General features: G+C 48.1%; 16 protein-coding genes. 6 read left to right on the plus strand and 10 right to left on the minus strand.

Features of this window, described 5'->3' with window-relative positions:
* The first annotated feature begins 494 nt into the window (after positions 1-494).
* Positions 495-2,348: a carboxylesterase family protein gene (locus tag KQY15_RS15405; protein ID WP_217670747.1), complete on the plus strand. Its 1,854-nt coding sequence runs from the start codon at positions 495-497 to the stop codon at positions 2,346-2,348.
* Between the two features lie 144 nt (positions 2,349-2,492).
* On the opposite strand, the gene KQY15_RS15410 is transcribed toward KQY15_RS15405, so the two are convergent.
* A complete protein-coding gene (locus tag KQY15_RS15410; protein WP_217670954.1) occupies positions 2,493-3,509 on the minus strand; it encodes a serine hydrolase domain-containing protein in 1,017 nt (338 codons plus the stop codon).
* Between the two features lie 158 nt (positions 3,510-3,667).
* Positions 3,668-4,768, minus strand: coding sequence for a serine hydrolase domain-containing protein (locus tag KQY15_RS15415; protein WP_217670748.1), 1,101 nt, complete (start codon positions 4,766-4,768; stop codon positions 3,668-3,670).
* A 344-nt stretch (positions 4,769-5,112) separates the two neighbouring features.
* On the opposite strand from KQY15_RS15415, the gene KQY15_RS15420 reads away from it, so the two are divergent.
* On the plus strand, positions 5,113-6,216 hold the full coding sequence (locus KQY15_RS15420) for a serine hydrolase domain-containing protein (protein ID WP_217670750.1): 1,104 nt from the start codon (positions 5,113-5,115) through the stop codon (positions 6,214-6,216).
* Positions 6,217-6,455: 239 nt separating this feature from the next.
* On the opposite strand, the gene KQY15_RS15425 is transcribed toward KQY15_RS15420, so the two are convergent.
* The 5 genes from KQY15_RS15425 to KQY15_RS15445 form a co-directional block, all read right to left on the minus strand.
* The gene (locus tag KQY15_RS15425; RefSeq protein ID WP_217670752.1) at positions 6,456-7,538 is read right to left on the minus strand and encodes a serine hydrolase domain-containing protein; all 1,083 of its coding nucleotides are present in this window, start codon (positions 7,536-7,538) and stop codon (positions 6,456-6,458) included.
* Positions 7,539-7,587: 49 nt separating this feature from the next.
* Positions 7,588-8,871, minus strand: coding sequence for a serine hydrolase domain-containing protein (locus tag KQY15_RS15430; RefSeq protein ID WP_217670754.1), 1,284 nt, complete (start codon positions 8,869-8,871; stop codon positions 7,588-7,590).
* Entirely contained in the window at positions 8,868-9,080 is a 213-nt protein-coding gene (locus tag KQY15_RS15435; RefSeq protein WP_217670756.1) for a helix-turn-helix domain-containing protein, read from the minus strand. Before KQY15_RS15435 ends, KQY15_RS15430 begins: the two co-directional genes overlap by 4 nt.
* Positions 9,080-9,718, minus strand: coding sequence for a DUF2975 domain-containing protein (locus KQY15_RS15440; protein WP_217670758.1), 639 nt, complete (start codon positions 9,716-9,718; stop codon positions 9,080-9,082). The genes KQY15_RS15435 and KQY15_RS15440 overlap by 1 nt, the downstream gene beginning before the upstream one ends.
* 93 nt (positions 9,719-9,811) lie before the next feature.
* Positions 9,812-11,116 (minus strand): winged helix-turn-helix domain-containing protein, encoded by a 1,305-nt coding sequence (locus KQY15_RS15445; RefSeq protein ID WP_217670760.1) that lies wholly within the window; start codon positions 11,114-11,116, stop codon positions 9,812-9,814.
* A 144-nt stretch (positions 11,117-11,260) separates the two neighbouring features.
* On the opposite strand from KQY15_RS15445, the gene KQY15_RS15450 reads away from it, so the two are divergent.
* The 3 genes from KQY15_RS15450 to KQY15_RS15460 all read left to right on the plus strand — a co-directional run bounded on the left by KQY15_RS15450 (position 11,261) and on the right by KQY15_RS15460 (position 15,991).
* Positions 11,261-12,760: a S41 family peptidase gene (locus tag KQY15_RS15450; protein WP_217670762.1), complete on the plus strand. Its 1,500-nt coding sequence runs from the start codon at positions 11,261-11,263 to the stop codon at positions 12,758-12,760.
* 185 nt (positions 12,761-12,945) lie between these two features.
* Positions 12,946-13,809, plus strand: coding sequence for an MBL fold metallo-hydrolase (locus KQY15_RS15455; protein WP_217670764.1), 864 nt, complete (start codon positions 12,946-12,948; stop codon positions 13,807-13,809).
* A 109-nt stretch (positions 13,810-13,918) separates the two neighbouring features.
* Positions 13,919-15,991: a S9 family peptidase gene (locus tag KQY15_RS15460; RefSeq protein WP_217670766.1), complete on the plus strand. Its 2,073-nt coding sequence runs from the start codon at positions 13,919-13,921 to the stop codon at positions 15,989-15,991.
* Positions 15,992-16,069: 78 nt separating this feature from the next.
* Here the strand turns inward: KQY15_RS15460 and KQY15_RS15465 are convergent, their stop codons facing one another.
* Positions 16,070-16,939 (minus strand): DUF6544 family protein, encoded by an 870-nt coding sequence (locus tag KQY15_RS15465; RefSeq protein ID WP_254795760.1) that lies wholly within the window; start codon positions 16,937-16,939, stop codon positions 16,070-16,072.
* A gap of 169 nt (positions 16,940-17,108) precedes the next feature.
* Between KQY15_RS15465 and KQY15_RS15470 the strand changes: the two genes are divergently transcribed.
* On the plus strand, positions 17,109-17,966 hold the full coding sequence (locus KQY15_RS15470) for a delta-class carbonic anhydrase (RefSeq protein WP_217670768.1): 858 nt from the start codon (positions 17,109-17,111) through the stop codon (positions 17,964-17,966).
* Here the strand turns inward: KQY15_RS15470 and KQY15_RS15475 are convergent.
* The gene (locus tag KQY15_RS15475) at positions 17,944-18,645 is read right to left on the minus strand and encodes a response regulator transcription factor (protein ID WP_217670770.1); all 702 of its coding nucleotides are present in this window, start codon (positions 18,643-18,645) and stop codon (positions 17,944-17,946) included. The genes KQY15_RS15470 and KQY15_RS15475 overlap by 23 nt on opposite strands.
* On the minus strand, positions 18,642-20,201 hold the full coding sequence (locus KQY15_RS15480) for a sensor histidine kinase (RefSeq protein WP_217670772.1): 1,560 nt from the start codon (positions 20,199-20,201) through the stop codon (positions 18,642-18,644). The genes KQY15_RS15475 and KQY15_RS15480 overlap by 4 nt, the downstream gene beginning before the upstream one ends.
* Between the last annotated feature and the right edge of the window lie 59 nt (positions 20,202-20,260).

Consider the following 20,260-nt stretch of genomic DNA (forward strand, 5'->3'; position numbering starts at 1 on the left):
GAATCAGTAACATTTCTTCGGGAGAAAACGGAACCATGAGCTGTTTAAACTGTTGGGTTTTTGAGGATGGCATGAAAAATACTATTAAAAATATTGCTATTGATAACGTGTTTACCTTTGTTTGGCTGCAGTGACCCGACTATCAGAGAATATTTAGATGATAACCATGCTCATATCGTACAGATCAGCGGCAACAGCTATAGGTTAAAAGATAAAAGAACAGCCGGTGGAATACCGGCAGCAGAGATTACGTTAAGTTGAAAGAAAGGCTGGGGTGGGTCAAATTTAGATTACCGTTTTAAGCGGTAAGTGGGTCAAAATTGGATTACCTTTGACACGCGATTGAGATCCAAATTCAAGTACTAGTTAATGTTGAAAAAGAACTCGCAAAGCTTGATCTGTCTGCCTCAGATTGATTTCAGTAATTTTATCTGTATTTAAACCTCTTAGCATTTACAAACGACTAAAGCTGATAAACATCATAGGAGATAATTATGTACCGGTTAGCGCTAGTTATTGGTTTCTGGTTGTCATTTTCAGCCTTAGCAAATTCTTTGCAGGTCGTATCTGAGTTGCCAAAAATTGATGGTAAGAAAGATCCATTCATTGCAACCCTGGCGAAGCATAAGTTCGCACAGAAGTATGATTTTGATAATACGTTCTGTGAGGTGCCAGATGTCAGTTACTATGTCGGCTATCATCATAGCGGTCTTTATATCGCAATAGAAACGAGTGACGATAGCGTTCGGTATCATAAAAGAGGCTTTTTGTATGGTGATGGATTTAAAGTCATGGTTGGCCCTAGTACAGCAACATCTAGAGCGGCAGAGTTCATTGAACTCGCCTTTTCGCCAACGAATATAAATTCAGACAAACCTCAGGAGAAATATATTTCCTCATACAACGGCGATGGTCGTGCGAGGAAATTGAGCTCGTTAACGCAGGTTGCTGCAGGTACAACAGAGCACGGTACGTTCTTCGAATCGCTGATTAGTTGGCAGGATGTATATCCATACCAGCCTGTATTTGACGGCAAATTAAATTTAAATATCTATTTTGCCAAAGGCCTTACAAGCCTTAATGGCGAGCGTGTTACCAAAGGTTTTTCGATAGTACATGATGAAGGGATTTGGGATGAGGCTATAGCCTATCGACTTCTGCGTCCTTTTGAATTAGAAGCAGACACTGACAGTGTTAAATATCACCCAAATTTTAAATTCAATAATCGTACACAGGTCACGGGAAATCCAATTTCTATCAAGCTCGCGTCTACTGCTAAACGTGATGAGTACAGTTGGGGTATCAAACACAAGTCTGGAGAGTTTATTCAAAATACTTCGGTGACTTGGCAAAAACATGATAGCGCGACTTTGCAAACAGTCGGCTTGGAACCAGGTGTTTATCAACTTGAGCTCTGTTTGCGTAACAAATGCGTGATTAATGAATTTGCTCTATTGCCAGAGTTTGACATTGAGGCAGAAACTTCGCAATTACTGGCGAAAGAAGCTTTAGACAACGGACTTAGAAATCGATTGCTGTTCCAACTAGAGGGCATTACAAGCCAGATATTGGGCCTTAAACCTTATGAAATATCTGGACAACTTATTGACGATATCCTGAGTCTGAAAACTGAGTTGTCCTCGCTGCGATCAGGTAAATCTATATCTCCTCACTTAACCAAACCTCATCGGAGAGCTTTTCGCTCACGATTGGATGGTTCTTTACAGCCGTATTCCATAAAACTTCCTGAAAATTTTGACCCTGAAAAAAAATACCCACTGATGGTGTTCTTGCATGGCAGCGGGATTGATGACCTTTCGCAGTTGAATGCATCCAGAAGTGACGGAAGTTTTATCGAAATCGCGCCCTCTGGAAGAGACAAGTTTTATGCCTACGCTTACTACCAGTCAGAAATTGATATAAATGAAGCAATCGATGATGTTTCAAGTCACTTTCTAATCGACCAGCACAACATATTTATCAGTGGGTTTTCTATGGGGGGGTATGGTGCATTACTCACGTACTACCGCAACCCTGAAAAGTTTAGTGGCGTAGCCGTATTTGCTGGTCACCCTAATTTGGCTAACGAGTGGTTAGGTAAGGCAGATTTCCCCAACTTTTTAAAAACAGACAGTCTTGAAAAATTTCGAGATAAGCCGGTTTTTATTTACCACGGCGAGGCCGACCCTGCACTTGACATCAAGCTCATGCAGCAGTTTTCGGCGAAGCTTGAAAGTATCGGTGCAAACGTCACAACATCTTTTGTTCCTGAGCGTGGTCACGTTTACCAGGATACTGAAACTCATCGACGCTTCAGTGAGTGGCTACAGGGGAATTTAGCTAGATAAAAATGAGTCTTTAGAAAACTTCATACATTTTCAAGCTGCTTGGTGAAGACTGAAATGAAGCATGTAGTTCGCGAATAGTAAGACTGTTGGCAAGAGTGGGCATAGAACTGGGCCTAAATAATTTTCTATGTACAGCCGATATGGTTAACGGCAAAAGACTTCGCTTGCGATATTGAAACTAAATCCGGTTTGCTGCCAAATCCAGCCCCAGTCAGTTTCATCACGGTTTGAAAATAGCACCATTGAGCGGCCGAGCTCAGGCGCTTGTAGTGTAAGTACTTTGGTGCCAGGTAAATGACCTCGCCGTTCTATGATGTGCACCGGTGTACTACACCCATTCAGCTGTGCATGATAGCCCCATACTGTTAACGCGATATAGCCAAGCTCTGGTGTTCCGCGGCCAAACTCCTGGCGCAGATTGGTATCGGTAATGATACTACCAGCCATATAAAGCTGGGTTAGCTTCAGTAAGTCGGCTGGCTTACCTATAATAGCGGCATCAGCAGATAGGTTTGCCAAGCGCAAACCATCCTGTATCGGTTTTCCATCCCTGGTGCCGGCGACCTCGGCATCGTCACTGGCATTCGTTACAACGCGGATTGAAGGTAACTGATAGGTTTTGCTGATGCGGTGATCAATCAACTCAGCAAAATTGCTTCCCGTAACGGCCTTTAGCACGTCTGCGAGAACAACAAAGTCGCAAGCATTATAATCAAAACGCTCTCCTGGAGCTGCCAGTGCCGGACCATAGCAATACTTAAAATCTGGTTCTGCTGCAGAAGCCCAATGATGAACGCCAGTTTCAGTGTTCAGCGCAGTTTGATCGGGATTGGCCAACCCGGATGTATGGTTCATGAGTTGACGTAATGTAACGCCCCCAACATGAGATGGTGCCGCGGGTAAGAGTTGTGCCACTGGTTGGTCGAGGTTGAGACGGCCGCGCTCAACTTCCTGTAACGTGATAAAGCCTGCCAACATTTTGGTTACCGAAGCCCAGCGCCACACCGACCCCAACTGGTGCAGGACTCCACTGCCGGGCAATACTTCGCCATAGGCAGCAGCATGTAACGTTTCATCGCCGTTCGCTATCATTACCACTCCGGCAAAATGATCGTTCTTTGTTTGTTGTTTAATAATGTTATCAATCGCAGGGGCAATGATGGTTTGCTATGCGTCGGGGCCAGCCGAAGCGCCTAGCGCTACTAGTATCAGCAGTAATCTGAGCTGTTGTTTGGCTAGCTGCATGTTACAGCCTCCATTTGCGTTGGGTTCAGGTTAAAGACAGTAGGCTAAACGCTGCGAGTTCAACAATAGTGACGTTATTCAGCAAAAGGTGATGCTAAAAACAATTTAAACCGGGAGTCAGGCTCAAATTCTGCTGCTATTGCCTTTATCACTTCAAAGCCATTGGCACCATTAGTCAATACCACCAGGCCGCGCTTTGCATCGGGATTATACAGCGCCAGAGTCCTTTCACCGTGATCACCGCCACTGTGTTCAATTAATCTCATATCGCCCCAGTCATAAATCATCCAACCTAAGCCCCAGCCCTGACGCTGAGGGCAAAAATCTGGTAAAGGTGTAGCCATACACGCTGATCTATAGCGCACAGTATGTTCTATCTTAAACTGACGTTCCCTGAGCTCAGTAGCCACTGCATTACCTTCAAAGACAGACAGCATAAACGTAGCGTACTCGCCAACAGTGGTCCGTAAGTCATCAGAGGCAGACGGTTTATTTCTTATTACGTTATAAGGGGCCTCTCCCTCTTTATATGGCACAGCGACGCGACCAATAAAATCGTTTGTCAGTGTGTAAGAGGTAAATTGCATGCCAGCTGGTTCAAACAAGTGGGTCCTGGCAAGTGTCTCGAAATCAGTATTCATCACTGCGCTTACTGCTTTCATCATCCACTCATAACCTTCCCCTGAGTATTGGGTTTGAGTATCAGGCTGAGCTATAAACTGCAGCTTACCTGCCGTTTCATAACGCCAGTTAGGAAAGCCGGTGCGGTGTCGCATTACCACTTCCGGAGTCAGGAGAGAAACTCGGTCGTCGCCTTTGACATCACTATCTACAAAATAACTGGCAAGTTTGGTATCAAGTTGCAGTTTTTGCTGGCTGATTAACCTCAACACAATTTCAGCAGTAACCGGCTTGGTTAAAGAGGCCACGTTGTACAGGGTTTGTGTATTCGCTTTGTATCCCCAGGTTTGGTAACCAAAATGCTGAATAGACTGAATTTCTCCATTTCCTATCAACGCGACCGCAACGCTTGGGACATCATGCTTTTGCAATAAGTCAGGTGCAATGGCAGCAATTTTATCCGCCGTTTGGGTCATGGTTTTAGCCTCTGTCTGCAACGACCAGGCCCAACAGAAAATGGTGAAGCATAGTGAGATGTAATTCGGGTTTTTCATCGCAGTTCCTGCAGTAGTTGTACGCTCAAGCATATCGCCAATATAGTTAGGCGCCTAATAAACATTAAATTGAAATTATTTGCAAGTAAATACTTAAAACTAAGTTTCTAAAAGTTAGTCGTGCAAGGGGGGATTAAGGTTTAAATTAACGGTAACCAATAGAGCGCCAAATTGAAATTTACAATTTTTATCTTGCAATCAACCATAATTTGCTATTAATTAGGTGCCTAACCAAATGGGGGGGTGATAGACGTACTTGCAGTTTATTTTTCATTGGGGTTGCCGAGCCAGCAAAGTGCTCGCAAACGAAAAACTATTGTTAAACAGTAATTTTGGTGAACTAAATGAGATTAACTACAGTTTTGTTAAGTAGTTTGTTACTACTTGGATGTAAGAGCGGAGACTTCAGAGAGGATTGTGGTGGCTTACCGACTATCCAAATTAATGAGAAAAGCACACCAATAAAGTTACCAATACTACACAACTTTTCGACACTACCAATTGAAGGAAATGTTGCAACCTCTCTGGAGGTCGCACTTGAAAACGCGTTACAAAAATCGGAAATATTACAATACGATATAGTGGTCAAAACTCCGTTTGGCATGTGGACAAGCCAGAATACGGAAGATGGAGTTGAAAAGTTTTATTGGGCAAGTGTTGGTAAAATGTTTACGGCTATAGCGGTTTACCAGTTAGTTGATGAAGAGCGTTTAAAACTTGATGATAGAGTCAGCATTTGGTTTCCCGACTTTCCACATGCAGAGCGCATAACTATAGAAATGTTGTTACAACATCGCACTGGCATTCCTAGCTATAACGAATTCCCTTATTTTTCCTCTTTTGTACCAGAGCCAAAACCGGATGAAATTCTAAATTTTATGCGAGAACAGAAATTCTATTATTGTCCGGGCAGTGGCTGGAATTATTCAAATACCAATTACGTAATGTTAGGTGAAATTATAAGCCGGGTTGAAGGCACAAGTTATCAAAATTCAATTAACACCCGATTTGCCAGTGAGCAAACAAGCTTTCTATCTTTAGATTATGACTCGTATCCTTCCGATGTCGCAGTTATAGCACCAATCGGTGAGCCTCAAAGATTACTAAAGCCATCAGGCCCCTATGCTGCAGGTAATATTGTCGCGTCGAGCTTGGCCATGGCTGAGGCTTTGGAAAGCTATCTGCAAAGTCAAATGGTTGATGAGGCAAGATTGAAGAGTATGGTTGACAATGTTTATCAAATGTATGACTCGCCCATGTATTACGGCGATGGAATTATGACCTATGAAGTAGGAGACGACCATTGGATTGGTCACAGCGGAGGCACTCCAGGTGCAAATGCATTATTGGTTTATTCAAAAAATTCTCAAGCTATAGTTGCTATTGCATTTACCGGCAAAGGAAGTGCGGAAAGCATTGCAAATTCGATTTTTAAAGTTCTTGAATAAAATCTATGTCAATTGTAATTCTCGAATGTAATGAGTTCTAAGTCGCAACAAGAGTTTTTAACCATGATTAACCGTTTTGCTGCGCCTCATCTTCGCCAAGAACGTTAAACGGAAACCGGAAATATCTGACGTCTTTTCACCTTTTATTTCTACCTGTTTTCTGGCGACAACAAACAAGGACGCAGGCGCGCTTATCCATGTACAGTCAATACTAAAACCCGTTGTTTCAATTTTCTGGATTAACGCATTGCCGGTAAAATGTAATGGTCCACAAGCTCAAAAGCTTGCTCCATCTCTGGAAATTGTCCGTAGTACTCGCCGGTAAATACTGCAACCAATTCTAACTTCGGGAAAATCATAATAAACTGGCCACCATTGCCCCAGGCTTCGATAGAACGTATTTTGTTGCCATTAATTTCGCGTTCTCGCATTCTCCAGAGGTAACCGAAATCTTCGCCCTTAAAGTTGCTGGTTGCATGTTTTTGGATTGATTCAATAATCCAGTTTTCAGAAATTAACCGGACCCCGTTCCACCGACCATTATTCAGAATGAGCTGGCCAATTTTAGCCATGTCCCGCGGGCGCATATTAAGGCCACCACCGGTCATCGCAAGCCCCTGGTTGTTGCGTGAATTAGTAATTGGCCAGCGCACTTCCTTAATACCCATTGGATGAAACAGAAATTTGTCGGCAAAGGCTGGAATGCGCATACCTGAAGCTCGGGTGATAATATTGCCCAGAGTAACAACGCCGCTTGTAGCATAGGAGAAAGCGCTCCCGGGATCTGACACCAGAGGCTGGTCAAGATAAAATTTAATCCAGTCATCGGTTGGGTACATCGCATCTTCATTGCCTTTGATACCGGACGTCATACTTAAAATGTGCGCGATTGAAATGGTGCTTTTTCTGGCGTCCCAGTTCTTAATCTCTCCCGAGTATTCAGGGAAATAAGCAAAAACTGACTCATCTACTGACTTGATATAGCCGTTGTCTATCGCAATTCCTGTCAGTAGAGAGGTGATGACTTTGCTGGCAGATCGTGTTGAATGAAGTTTGTCTTGATCAAAGCCATTAAAATAGGCTTCAAATACCAATTTATTGTTGCGAACAAGTAGTACGCTGCTAATGCCGGCATAGCTATCGGTAAGCAGCTTGCGGTGCATATCGTCAATTAAACTGGTATTAATGTTCTGCTTTTCGAGTGTTGAAATGTTCCACTCGTTCTGGTTGGTGTCTGAATCATAGCTGTGTTCAGACTGGCTATAACAGCCTACTAAGACGAGCACATAAATCACGGTCATGCACAGGCGTGGGAAATTCATAATGTTGCACCGCTATGGCTCAGATAAGCAGCTTTCTGCTTTTTCATATTCACAGGTCCTGGTTGATGCGTTTCATCGTAAACGTCTGATTTTCGAAGCGCAATGTGGCTTGTGACGAGCCCGTCGCCGTTTCAAACGTGATAACAACCGGTACATCAGCCAATTCAAAGGTTTTATCGTCAATCGCATGCAGTGGCGTCTGGCGAACCACTTCGCCTGCAGCGGTAAGCTCACGATAAACCAGGCGATTATCGATAATAGCCAGGCTAATCTGGTTACCGCTGTTATCTTCTGTCAGCCGGTACTGCCCCACATACAGCGACAATGCCTGTTCCGGCAACTGTTGGCGGGGACGGTGCGCAAAATCTGGCAGGCTCCTGCCGGGGTCGATTAAATGCAGGGCGATATCCTGTAGTGCGTCATCTGAGGAGGAATTGCTAAGTAAGACCACACCAACATTATTATCCGGGCGAAACGCAATAAAAGCCTGATGACCATTGCCATCACCGCCGTGATAAAAAGCATCGAAATTTTCATCCTGATAATGCTGCCAGCCCCAGTGCCTGGTTTGCTGCATTTGGTGTTTTAAAAAACGGCTTAAATCTATTGCGCTGGAGTAGAGGCCGCCGGCACCATAGGCCACTTCAGGCACTTCGATCGCAGATTCCACCGGAACTGTAGTGTGATGGCGACCCGCCAGCAACGAGTTGTCAGGTTCAAAGCCCGTGCTGGTTAGCTTAAGTGGGGTCAGAATGTCGCTTTGCAGCAGGCCTTTAAAGCTCGACTGCTCTGCAGCTGCCAATGACAGCCCAAGAATGGCCATGCCGACACTTGAGTAAGCTTTAGCAGCAGGTAATTCAGCGTTGCGGGTTAGCGTTGCCAGTAAGCGGTCGGTGCTGTTTTGCGCCAAGGTTTCAGCTGACAAATCACGGGGCAGTGCAGCAGTGTGATTAACCAGGTTTAACAGACGTGTCTGAGCACCATCGTCAATACCCTGCCAGATAGCAGCAAGCGTTGTCTGCTCTGACACCCGGTTTTCTGACACCAGATCGTCAAAAAGCGCTGCGGTAAAAAGCTTGGTCAGCGAACCAATGGCAAATTGTGTGTGCTCAGATAATGGCGTCTCGCTATTAGCATGCGTTACTCCATAACTATAGAAATAGCTGCCTGTCGGGTTAACCAGGCCAATGACAACACCGGGCCGGTGTTTATTGTCTACTGCCGAGTGAATGCTTTGTTTAACCTCGGGCGGGATTGCGGTAAGCGTTGCAACATCATAGTTCTGACATGCGGAAAGAACCAAGCATAACCCTGTTAAGTAAAGCCGTTTCATGATTTTTCCTCCTGATATTCAAGCAAATCGCCCGGTTGGCATTGCAGCACCTGACACAGCTTCTCTAAGGTATTAAACCGGATACCACGGACATGGCTATTTTTTAACAGCGATAAATTGGTTTGGGAGATGCCCACCTCGTCGGCCAGCTCTTTCATTTTCATTTTGCGCCGCGCCAGCATCACATCTAAGTTCACAATTATTGCCATCAGATAATCTCATCACTGTCGGTTTGCAGTTCAGCGCCAATGTTAAAGGCATTGGCCATTACCAGCACAAAGCAGCCGGCTAACAGCAGTCCGGCGTTAAAACCCGGATAAATCAGCAGATCATTGCCGTTGCCGGTTAGCAGGCGGATATGGCTAAAATTGAATTCTGAGTTTTGGCTGGCCCCGGGGATAAACAGATAAAAGCGGGCGAAAACTTCCAGGTACAGCACCACCGGCAGGGTTACCAGTAAATAGCCGGCTTTCTGTAAGGCCGACGCACTACGGCGTGAAAACGGCCGGCCGCAGGTAACATCGGCCACCAGTTGCCGTAAAAAATAAATAATGGCACCAACCATGCCGCCCAGCAGCAAAATAGTCAGGGCCCGGCTAAGTGCCAGGCTAAATGCGCTGGTTTCAAGCAGCAACTCACCCTTTGCGATCTGTAACCGCAGGTTTGTCTCGCTGCCGGTCAGGTTAATGCTGGCCCTGCTAGTCTCGGCCTGCTGCACCTGCCAGCTGGTAAGCAGCTGCTCGTCCAGCAGCGGTAGTGCCAGCGCAAATACCGCACTGAGCAATACCAGGGTAAGCACTAGCCACAAAGCCAGTGTCAGTAAAAGGTGTAATGGTTTGGCGCGCATAATCCTACCTGGTTTAACCGCTTACGTATAGGGCTAAACCATAGGTCGGTATTATATGTTTTGCAATAAAAATATTATGTTTTACGTAATATTTTATTGCAATGGCTGGTTGCCGCTGGCCGGTTGACAAGCATGGCTGGTTTGCAGCCGTTGGTTCAGCTGCTGGCACAGTTGTAGCGCACCGTCGCTGTCACCTGTTGCATGCAACACCTGCACCAGCCCCAGCGTGGCTTGTTCATCCAGCGGGGCCAGGCTTAACACCCGCCGGTACCAGCGCTCTGCACTCTGGTGATCAGCAACCGCCAGGTAATGATCGCCAATCATACTGCCGACTCTGGCTATCCAGGGCCGTATCTGTACTTCCTGCTCAGGGTAGCGCTCGGCCATGGCATTAAATGCCGCTTCATAGGCGTTAATGGCTTTGAGCATATCGCCAGTGGCCTGATACAGCTCACCAATATTCAGGTGTACCTGCCAGGCTTGCGGATCAGCCTGCAATGCCTGCTGATAAATATTTATCGCTTCGGCATAGCGGCCCTGAGCCGACAACACAAAACCCAGTGCTTTTAAGGTGGTGGCGTTGTCAGGTTGTAAGGCCACCGCTTGCTGTGCCAGGCTAAGGGCGCGCTGCAGCTGTTGCTGGCTGGCATCATCTGCCAGGGTGCCGGCAGCAACCTTGGCCGTCAGGGTGCTGTGCTCACCTGTTTTTTCTCCCGACCAGCGCAGGGCTTTCTGTACCAGCGCGTTAGCCAGGCCGGCATAAGCCAGGCCGGCGCCCGGGTGCAGTTCCAGATGCTGCTGATACAGGGCAATGGCCATTTCATTATCTACCAGGCGCATCTGATGATAATAATCGTCGGCCCGGGTCAGCAAATCTTTGCCAGCAACGGAGTCTGCTGGTTTGCTAATAACCGGGGTAGCAGGGCGCAGCATCAAATAGGCCATCAGGCCGGCGATTATGGTTAAGGTCAGCAGTATGGCTAGCAGCAGCAACCGGGGGCGCCGGCGTGCTGTTAATTTCGCCAAAGTGGCAGGGCCAATAGCAGAAGCAGCCAGATCTGTCGCACTGCTGACATCCGCAATTAAGCGGTAGCCGCGTTTAGGCACGGTTTCAATATAACGTGGCGCTCTGGCATCATCATCCAGAGTGGTTCTGAGCCTGGACAAGGTTCTTGCCAGCGTATCATCTGTGGCATAGCTTTCTGGCCATACCCGGCTAACCAGCTGCTCCTTGCTAACCAATTGGCCCGGTTGCTCTGCCAGAACCTGCAGCAGCTGACAGCTTTTAGGCTCCAGCCGGTGCATGGTGTGCTGCTGATCTGGCCCGCTGTGATTTTTACGAACACAGCTGCCACTGTTAAAATCAACGTACCAGTCGCCTATTACCAGTTGGGTCATACAAGTTTTGCCATAAAATTCAGTTTTATTTCAAAAGTTTAATTGCTGTCAGGTTTTTGTCAGGTTAATCGTCTGCCATTGTCAGGACTATTTCGGTAAGGGTCAATACCATTGGGCCTTTGTTAATGTTATGGAGCTAACCTTATGCTACGTCGTTTTATAAATACCCTGCCGGTGCTGCTGGCTGTGACCGGATTACTGCTAACAAGCGCTGATTATGCTCAGGCTGCAGCGGATAATACCGCGGCTAAACTATACAGCAGCGAGCAGCTACAGCAGGATTTTCAGCAACTGTACCGTGATTTACAGCGGGGCAGTTATAATTTATTTGCTCATTATCCAAAGCCGGCATACGACCAGCAGTATAAAGACTATTTGGCGCAGCTAAACAAACCCATGTCACAACTGCAGGCGCAAAAGCATTTTATGCAGTTTGTGGCGCTGGCCAATATTGCTCATACCCGAATTGACTTCCCCGTTGCCAGTTATCGTGCCTTTATCGAAGCTGATGGCAAAACCCTGCCTTTAAGTTTAAATATTAACGGCGATGAGGTAACAGTGGCAGAATATTATGGCGCAGACCCGCGGGTGCAACCCGGGCAACGGGTGCTCAGCATTAACGGCATTGCTATCAGGCAGTTTCTGCAACCGCTGCAGGCTTATCTGGCGGCCGATAATGCTACGTTGCTCGACGGCCTGACTGGCGGCCAGCTGGCGCCACTGCTCTGGTTGCATCATGGTGAACAGAGCGCTTACAGCCTTACTCTGCAGCAGCCGGGCAGTGCCGCGCCCTATCAGCTGCAGCAGGCAACGCTGAGCCAGGCTGAACAGGCACAGCATATTGCCGCCAACAGCCCGCCAGACAATGCGGCCAGCAGCGAGCCGCGTCATTATCAAATCCTGGCAGGCAACATCGGCTATTTGCAGCCCGGGCCTTTTTATAATATCTATGCAACCACTGATGCCGAAGTATGGGACACCACTGAATTTCATGCGTTTATCGACCAGGCGTTTGCCGCCTTTGTTGCAGCAAAGGTTAACAGTATTGTGATTGATCTGAGAGATAATCCTGGCGGCACCAACAGCTTCAGCGACCATATGCTGGCCTGGTTTGCCGATAAGCCGTTTCGGTTTGCCTCAGATTTCCGGGTAAAAGTATCAAACCTGTCACGGGTAGCCAACCAGGCCCGGATGCCGGAACAGGGCGAGCCTGATGCCATTACCATGCAATTGGAGCAGTTTTACCGCGATAACGAAGAAGGCACTGTAATCTCCTTTCCGCTGCAAAATTCCCAGCCGCATAGCGCTGAGCGCAATATTGCCGCGTCAGATATTAAAGTGTTTGTGCTGACAGGCCCTCACTCATACAGCAATGCAGTATCGGTGGCCGCTATTGCCCAGGACTACAACTTTGCCACTGTTATCGGTGAGCCAACAGCCGATTTAGCCACCACCTATGGTGCCATGGAAACCTTTTCCCTTAATCACACCGGTATTGTGGTGGGCTATCCTAAGGCGTTAATTATCAGGCCAAATGGCGATACCCGGCCAGCCGGTGTGATACCCGATGTGCAGTTGCCGCTGGCGGCCAACGACGAGGTGGCGCTGCAGCAAATAGTCAGTTATCTGCAGACGGTTAACTGAAACAGGAGTAAAGCCAGCGCTGTTCAGCTGGCTTTACAGCTGATAGCGTATTAATCACTTTTCCCGGGCAGGCTTATCTATTAAAGTTATTTCCAAATGGCATAAGCTTATATTATATTAGCATACACTTAATTCAGCTGGCCCGGTTACTAACATCCGGTAACCAAATACAGGGAGCAACCATTATGAGCTATCAGGTAAAAGCATTTTTAGATAATGACAGTGAAACCTTCAGTTATGTGGTTACCGATACTGCCAGTAATAAAGCGGTAATTATTGACCCGGTGCTGGATTTTGACTACAAAGCCGGCCGTACCAGCACAGCAAGTGCTGAGCAAATACTGGCTTACGTTAAACAGCATAATTTACAGGTAGAGTGGCTGCTGGAAACCCATGCCCATGCTGATCATTTATCCGCGGCGCCGTTTTTACGCAGCAAGCTGGGGGCAAAGGTGGCCATTGGTGCTGAAATTACTCAGGTACAAACCATTTTTAAAGACGTATTTAACCTGGAAAAGGAATTTTTACCAAACGGCTCGCAGTTCGACCGGCTGTTTGCCGATGGTGATACGCTGCAGGTGGGCGAATTAACCATCCGTGCTATGCATCTGCCTGGCCATACCCCGGCCGATTTAGCCTACATTATTAACGAGCAGGCCGCCTTTGTTGGCGATACCCTGTTTATGCCCGACGTAGGCACCGCCCGTTGCGATTTCCCCGGCGGCAGTGCTGCCACCTTATATGATTCTATCCAGCAACTGCTGGCGCTGCCTGATAACACTGAAATTTACATATGTCATGACTATCCGCCAGCCGGCCGGGAGCATCAATATCTGACCAGTGTCGGCCAGCAAAAACAACACAATATTCATGTTGGTGGCGGGGTTAGTAAAGCGGATTTTGTTAAACGCCGTGAAGCGCGCGATGCCACCCTGGCCATGCCGCGGCTTATTTTGCCATCGGTGCAGGTTAATATTCGTGGTGGCCAGTTGCCGCCGCCAGAAAGCAATGGCACCACCTATTTAAAAGTACCGATTAACCTGTTGTAATAACTGCTTTATCGCTGAAATACCGCCGTTCTGTCGCTAACTGCAACCAGTAACTTACTGGCTGTGCTATGTTTATTGCGGTTAATAATTAATGCCCGGAGTTTTCGCAATGAAAAAACTGCACTTTTTACTGGCACCGGTAATGCTATCGATGCTGCTTGTTTGCCTGCTGCCACCTCAGGCATTGGCCAGTGAAGAAAACCACGAGGACAACCGTCTCAGCGTTGAACGCTTATGGCAGCTGCAACGCATTGGCAGCCCGGTTGTCTCGCCTGATGGCAAACATATTGTCGCACCGGTAACCGGCTATGACGTAAAAGCCGATAAAGCGCAAACCCGCTTGTGGTTGTTCAGTGCCGATGGCACGCAGCAAACTGCGTTAACGGCAGAGGGCCTGCGGGCCAGCGAGCCAACCTTTTCACCCGACGGCAAAACTCTGGCTTTTATCAGCCAGCGGGATAAAGACGACGCCGGCCAGATTTACCTGCTGCCAATGACAGGCCCGGGTGAGGCGCAGCGCCTGACCAACGTGCCCACCGGGGTATCGGGTATTAAGTGGCTGGGAAAGCATTTGTATTTTATCAGCCGGGTGTGGCCGGATAAAAACTGGGACGAAATGGCAGCCCAGTTAAAAGCCGATAAAGATAAAAAAGTGTCAGCCATGCAGTGGAATGCATTGCCCTATTCGCATTTTGACCGTTACCTGAATGAAAACCGCCAGGCCCATGTATTTCGCATTGCCGCCAGCGGCGGAGAGGTTCAGCCGTTAACCCAGCCGCTGGGCCTGGAACTTCCTCGCTCCAGCCAGAGTGCCTCCAGCTACGATGTCGACAGCAAAGAGCAATATCTGGCCTTTAACGCCAATGGCTGGGACAACCAGGTTGACGCCAAAATTGATATCTTTTTAAGCAAGCTTGGCACTGCCGGTACTGCAAACCAGAGCGCTGAAAATATTACCAAAGATAATCAGGCACCCGACAGCAACCCGACTTTCAGCCCCGACGGCAAAAGCCTGGCTTTCAGCCGCCAGCAAATACATGGCTTTTATGCCGATACCGGCCGTTTAATGGTGTACGACCTGGCAAAAAAAACCAGCCGCACTGTTACCGGTGACTGGGACCGTTCGGTTAGTGATTTTATCTGGGCTAATGACGGCCGCGGCTTTTATGCCAGCATCGACGACGCTGCCACTCGCCGGCTGTATTACATCGATGCCAAAACCGGCAAGCCGCGCGCTATTACCAAAGACACCAGCTTTGGCCAGCCGGTACAGGCTGGTAACAGCCTGTATGCCACCAACGACAGCTTTTTATACCCGGCCCGCTTGGTAAAAGTAGATGCCCGCAATGGCAACACCAGCCGGTTGGATAGCTTTAATGATGACATTTTAAGTAAAGTTGAGCTGGGAACCTATGAGTCGGTAACCTATAAGGGCGCTGAAGGTAAAGACATTCAGATGTGGGTGCATTACCCGCCCGGCTTTGATAAAAGCAAAAAGTATCCGTTGTTTCTGTTAATTCACGGTGGCCCGCACAATGCGTTCAGCAATAGTTTCAGTTATCGCTGGAACTCGCAAACCTTTGCCTCCTGGGGCTATGTGGCGGCCTGGCCTAATTTTCATGGCTCCAGCGGTTTTGGCCAGGACTTTGCCGACGCCATTAATCCCGACTGGCGCAGCAAGCCGTTGGCCGATATTCAGGCTGCCACCAAATGGTTTGAAAACCAAAGCTGGATTGACACCGATCGGATGGTGGCCGGCGGCGCCAGTTATGGCGGCTATTTAACGTCTGTATTGCTGGGTACCGAGCACCCGTTTAAAGCGCTGCTTATTCATGCCGCGGTATATAACATGTACTCGCAAATGGCCGCTGACTTTGCCGTGCATTCCACCCGCTTTGGCGGCTTCTGGGACAAGCCTGAACTGTATACCGACATTTCGCCGCATTACCATGCCGGTAAATTTAATACCCCCACTCTGGTTATTCATGGTCAGCAGGATTTGCGGGTACCGGTGGGCCAGGGCTTCGAATTGTTCCGCACCCTGCAAAGCCGTGGTGTTGAATCGCGGATGATTTACTTTCCCGATGAAAACCACTGGATCTTAAAGCCGAATAATTCAATTTACTGGTATAACGAAGTAAAAGACTGGGTAACCCGCTTTGCCGAACCCGGCGCGAAATAAGCGTTAAGAACAAACAATAACCAGGGCGCGGCGTGCAGACATCGCGCTTTTTTTTCTGAAAATGCCGGGCGTTGGCGGTTACCCGCTAACCCGGGTTGAAGAGTGCGGCCAGCGGATTTGCTGAACATCAGCGACAAAAAAGGGGAAATAATCAGGGGTGCCAAAATGATTACCGGCTTCGACATGGCTGGGTAGGGTGAAGCCGCCAAAATCTCGAAAATCAGATAAATAACCACCAAACGGCTGCAGGGTGTAACGCCGTTGCCGGTTGGCATCACTCCAGCGCATCATACTGACCAGCACGGGCTGGCCATTATCTGCTACCGTCAACTCTACTGTCTGGCTCAGGCCCTGCTGGTTAACTGTCAGCCGGGCACTGTTGTCGCTCAGGTGGCTCCAGCTTACGCCGGTGCGCGGCAAAACGGCTGCCGGCGTCCAGAACACGGCTTCTGCCACATAGCGGCCAAAGGCGGCGCGACGCTGATCCAGGCTGGCCCCTTTGCGTGCTACCGGTAACAATTCGAACAGCCAGAAGCGGGTCCAGCTGGCGCTGTCTGAACCGGCGATGCGCCACAGGTTACGCCGGGCCTGCATTTGCCAGATAAAACCGGCCGGCGGTGCCAGTATCTGGCGGGCTTGCATGTCTAAATAATCCGGCTTCAGCCGGCTGCCCATGCCAAAGCGGCCGGTCATGGCAATATCAGCCACGGTATATAACGGCGTGCCCGGGGCAATACAAAAAGTAAAAAAGCGTTGGGCTGCCAGCGGCAGGCCATTTAGCATGGCCGGGTCAAAATAACCTGGCTCAGCTGGCTGGCGGGCCCTAAGTTCGGCAAACAGTTGCTTGTCGGCCTGGTAATCCAGCAGCCGCAAGCCAAGCAAGCCGGCAACAACCAGGATTAGCACCACTATGGTGGTTGTGATAATCAGGGGCATGATTTCTGTCATATCATCCGTCTTTTTGTTAAAAACAGGTAAAGCGTAGCAGGCGCGGGCAAGTCACGCCGCTATTGCGGTAACGTTTAGCTGTTTTTTAATCTGATTTTAATCTTGGTTTTAAATCAGATTCAGCTTCGTTTTGTAAACTGCTGCTGTTAAAACACAGGAGTAAACCACCATGAAAAACCTGACAAAATTTAGTTTGATTGCGGCATTAGTTGCCACTGGTGCGCAAGCTCACAACCATGGCCAGGCCGTGGCAGACAGTGTACTTAAACAGCAGCGCCTTGAGCTGGCTGAAAACACAGAAGGTAAGGGTTTTGGGCCGCAGTCGCCGCGTGATCTGGCAACACTTAACGGTGAAAACAACAGAATATTTGCAACCGCGCCTGATCATCAGCAAATGAACCTGTGTAATATTCATTTTCATGCGGGGGCCGAACACAAAGGGGGCGAATTTACCCGCTATCTTGGTAATGGGGATGGCGCTGGCGTAGGCACCGGTTTTGGCTATAGCGGTAAGCTGAAACCTGAATGGTTAGAACCCATCGATAGCAGCGAAGTATGTAAAGGCGATAACAACGGTTTAAAACCCGGAGACACCATTGAGTTGCATTACGTGTTCACCAGTGCCCAGATTACGCCAGGCCCCACCCTTGGTTCCTGTCTGGCAGAATCGACAATGAATCCGCAGCTGAGGGTTGAAGGTCAGGTTTATGTGCTGGTCAACGATGATGATGCTCTTGATTTCGCGGAGCTCACCGAATTTGGGATGCGGGATGGGTATTATCAGCCGTTTAATATCCCTGCTAATACCGGTGAGCCTGTGCGCTATGAAGGGTCAACCACCGGGCCTGCATATAATACTAAGGGCTCACCATTACAGGTTTCCTGGAGTGTTCGACCAAAAGTTGCCATGGTCGATATTCAAAGCGTAGGTAAATGGTGTGACAACAATCCATTTGAAGAGAAAAGTGCACATGGTGTACGTAATCTGGTGATTAACCCAAAACTTATTTCAGATATTGATCAGTAAGACAAAGGCTGAAACGATAACCGGTGCCCCGCAGTGTCTGAATACAACCAGCACTGCCGGGGCACATTATTTTCTGACGGAGTCTGCTAATATAAACATCCACAATATTAGTTTGTGGATCGGCCTGAGTGCCCCAAACCCGGTTCAAAATGCGTTCACGACTGAATACCACGCCTTCGTTTTCCAGAAATAGCTTTAACAAATCAAATTCAATTTTGGTAAGTGACAACAGTTGTTCGCCACTCCATGCCTGATGGCTGTTTAAATCCAGATTAATGTGGCCAAGATGTAATGCGGTTTGCTGGGTTGGCGGTGCAGCTGTATTCCGGCGAAGCAGTACCTCAATTCTTACTAGTAACTCATCAAAATCAAAAGGTTTAGCCAGGTAGTCGTCAGCACCACTCTTTAATCCGGCAATCCGGTCACTTACCTCATGTAATGCCGAAAGCAAGATAATTTTCGCTTGTGGTGCGTCCCGTCTTAATTGCGGCAGTACCGTCAGGCTGTCTTCATCAACAAACAGCCGATCGAGCACAATCACATCAGGCTGACAAAGCCTGGCGGTGCTGCATAACTGATGTAATTGGGTAATACTCTGGCATTGATAGCCTTCAGCCGTTAAGCCGCGTGCTAAAAAGTTAACCAGTGGCAGTTCATCATCTGCTATCAGTAATTTCACTGCAGTATCTCCGTGGGCAATACCACATTGAACACGGTGCCTTTAGCAGGCTCGGATTGCACGTCAATCTGGCCTGCATGGGCAACAATAATCTCTTTGGCAATTGCCAGACCAAGACCGGTACCGTCTTTGTTACGTTGTAACCTGACAAAACGGTCAAAAATGTAGGGCAGGTCAGTGGGCGCAATGCCCGGGCCATTGTCAGCAACGGTAATTGTCAGCAGGCTGTTTTTCATTGAGGCAGTTAAGGTAATGGTGCAGCCGGCATTAGTATATTTAATCGCGTTATCCAGAATCGCAGCAATGGCCTGACTTAGCCTTGATTCATCAGCCAGTAAAACCAGCAACTGGCAGCTTTCTTCAATCCTGTACTCAAAATGATGGCTGCGGGCATAACTACGCCATTGTTCAGCCAGTGTGATAAGCCAGTCTGCCACGTCAATTTCTGCCAGCTCCAGTTTAAGCTGGCCAATATCTGCGCGTGCCAACAGCAGCAAATCATCAATTAACCTGCTCATTGCTACCGCCTGCTCCAGCACAGATTGCAGCGCTTGCCGGTAATTTTGCTGGTTGGCATCCGTTTGCCGTAGCGTCACCTGGGCCTCCCCCCGGATAATGGTCACAGGGGTACGCAATTCGTGACTAATATCAGTCAAAAACTGTCGTCGCTTATTATCGGTAGCCGTTAAAAGTTGGTTGGCCTGCACCAGTTGCTGAGTTCGCTGCTGTACTTCACTCTCCAGTGCTACCCTTGAACGCTGATCATCCTGCTGGTGTTGCCATAATTTTTCTGCCATTGAATTAAACGCCAGCGCCAATTGGCGGAACTCATCATCCAGGTTCTCTGGTAAACGGTGAGTATATCGGCCTTGTGCGAGGGCTTCGGTACCTGCTTTAATGGTTTGCAGTGGTTGATACAGCTGGTTTAACAGCCATAAACAGCTCAGCACAATCAGCGGGATACCCACCACGCCCAGGCCAATGCTGAACCATATAATGGTGCTATTCAAAGTGTCTATTCGTGAGTTTATGGCACCCACTACAAGGGTTTGACGTGAAACTGCGGCGTTAATGGCGTCCCGAAACTGATTGTCTATGGTCACTTCAAGCAAACGTCTTACCTGTTCTCGCTGGCCGGGTGCAATGGTTGCCGGCTCGGCGGTAATGATGGCAAATTCACTGACAATAGTGTTAATCAGCCGGGCCAAATCTTCAGTGTCTTCAACACTGCCCTGGGTCATTTCCGGGCCCAGATCATCACGCTGCTGGCGTTCAAGCATCCTGATTTTATTTAACGACTGATCAATGAGCTTTTGTTTATTGCGTATGTTTGCCTGGTTGGCATTTTTACCAAATAAAAGTTCGTCGGTTAGTTGCTTAAACAGCCGGTAAGAAATACTGGATAACTGCTGATGCTCTACCAGCAAGCTTTGAGCTGTTGTGCTTTGTGCCAGATTTTTGCTGGTAACATGCGCAGAAAGCGCCGCAGACACCATAACAACCGTCAGCACTAATGTCAGCGCTGCCCCCAGTATAAATAACTTATATCGATACATAGTCGCTCAAAACATAAGATAACGAATGAATTCATAAGTTACGGCCAGCAGCACGTAAC

Source organism: Arsukibacterium indicum (assembly GCF_019100565.1).
Taxonomy (GTDB): domain Bacteria; phylum Pseudomonadota; class Gammaproteobacteria; order Enterobacterales; family Alteromonadaceae; genus Alishewanella; species Alishewanella indicum.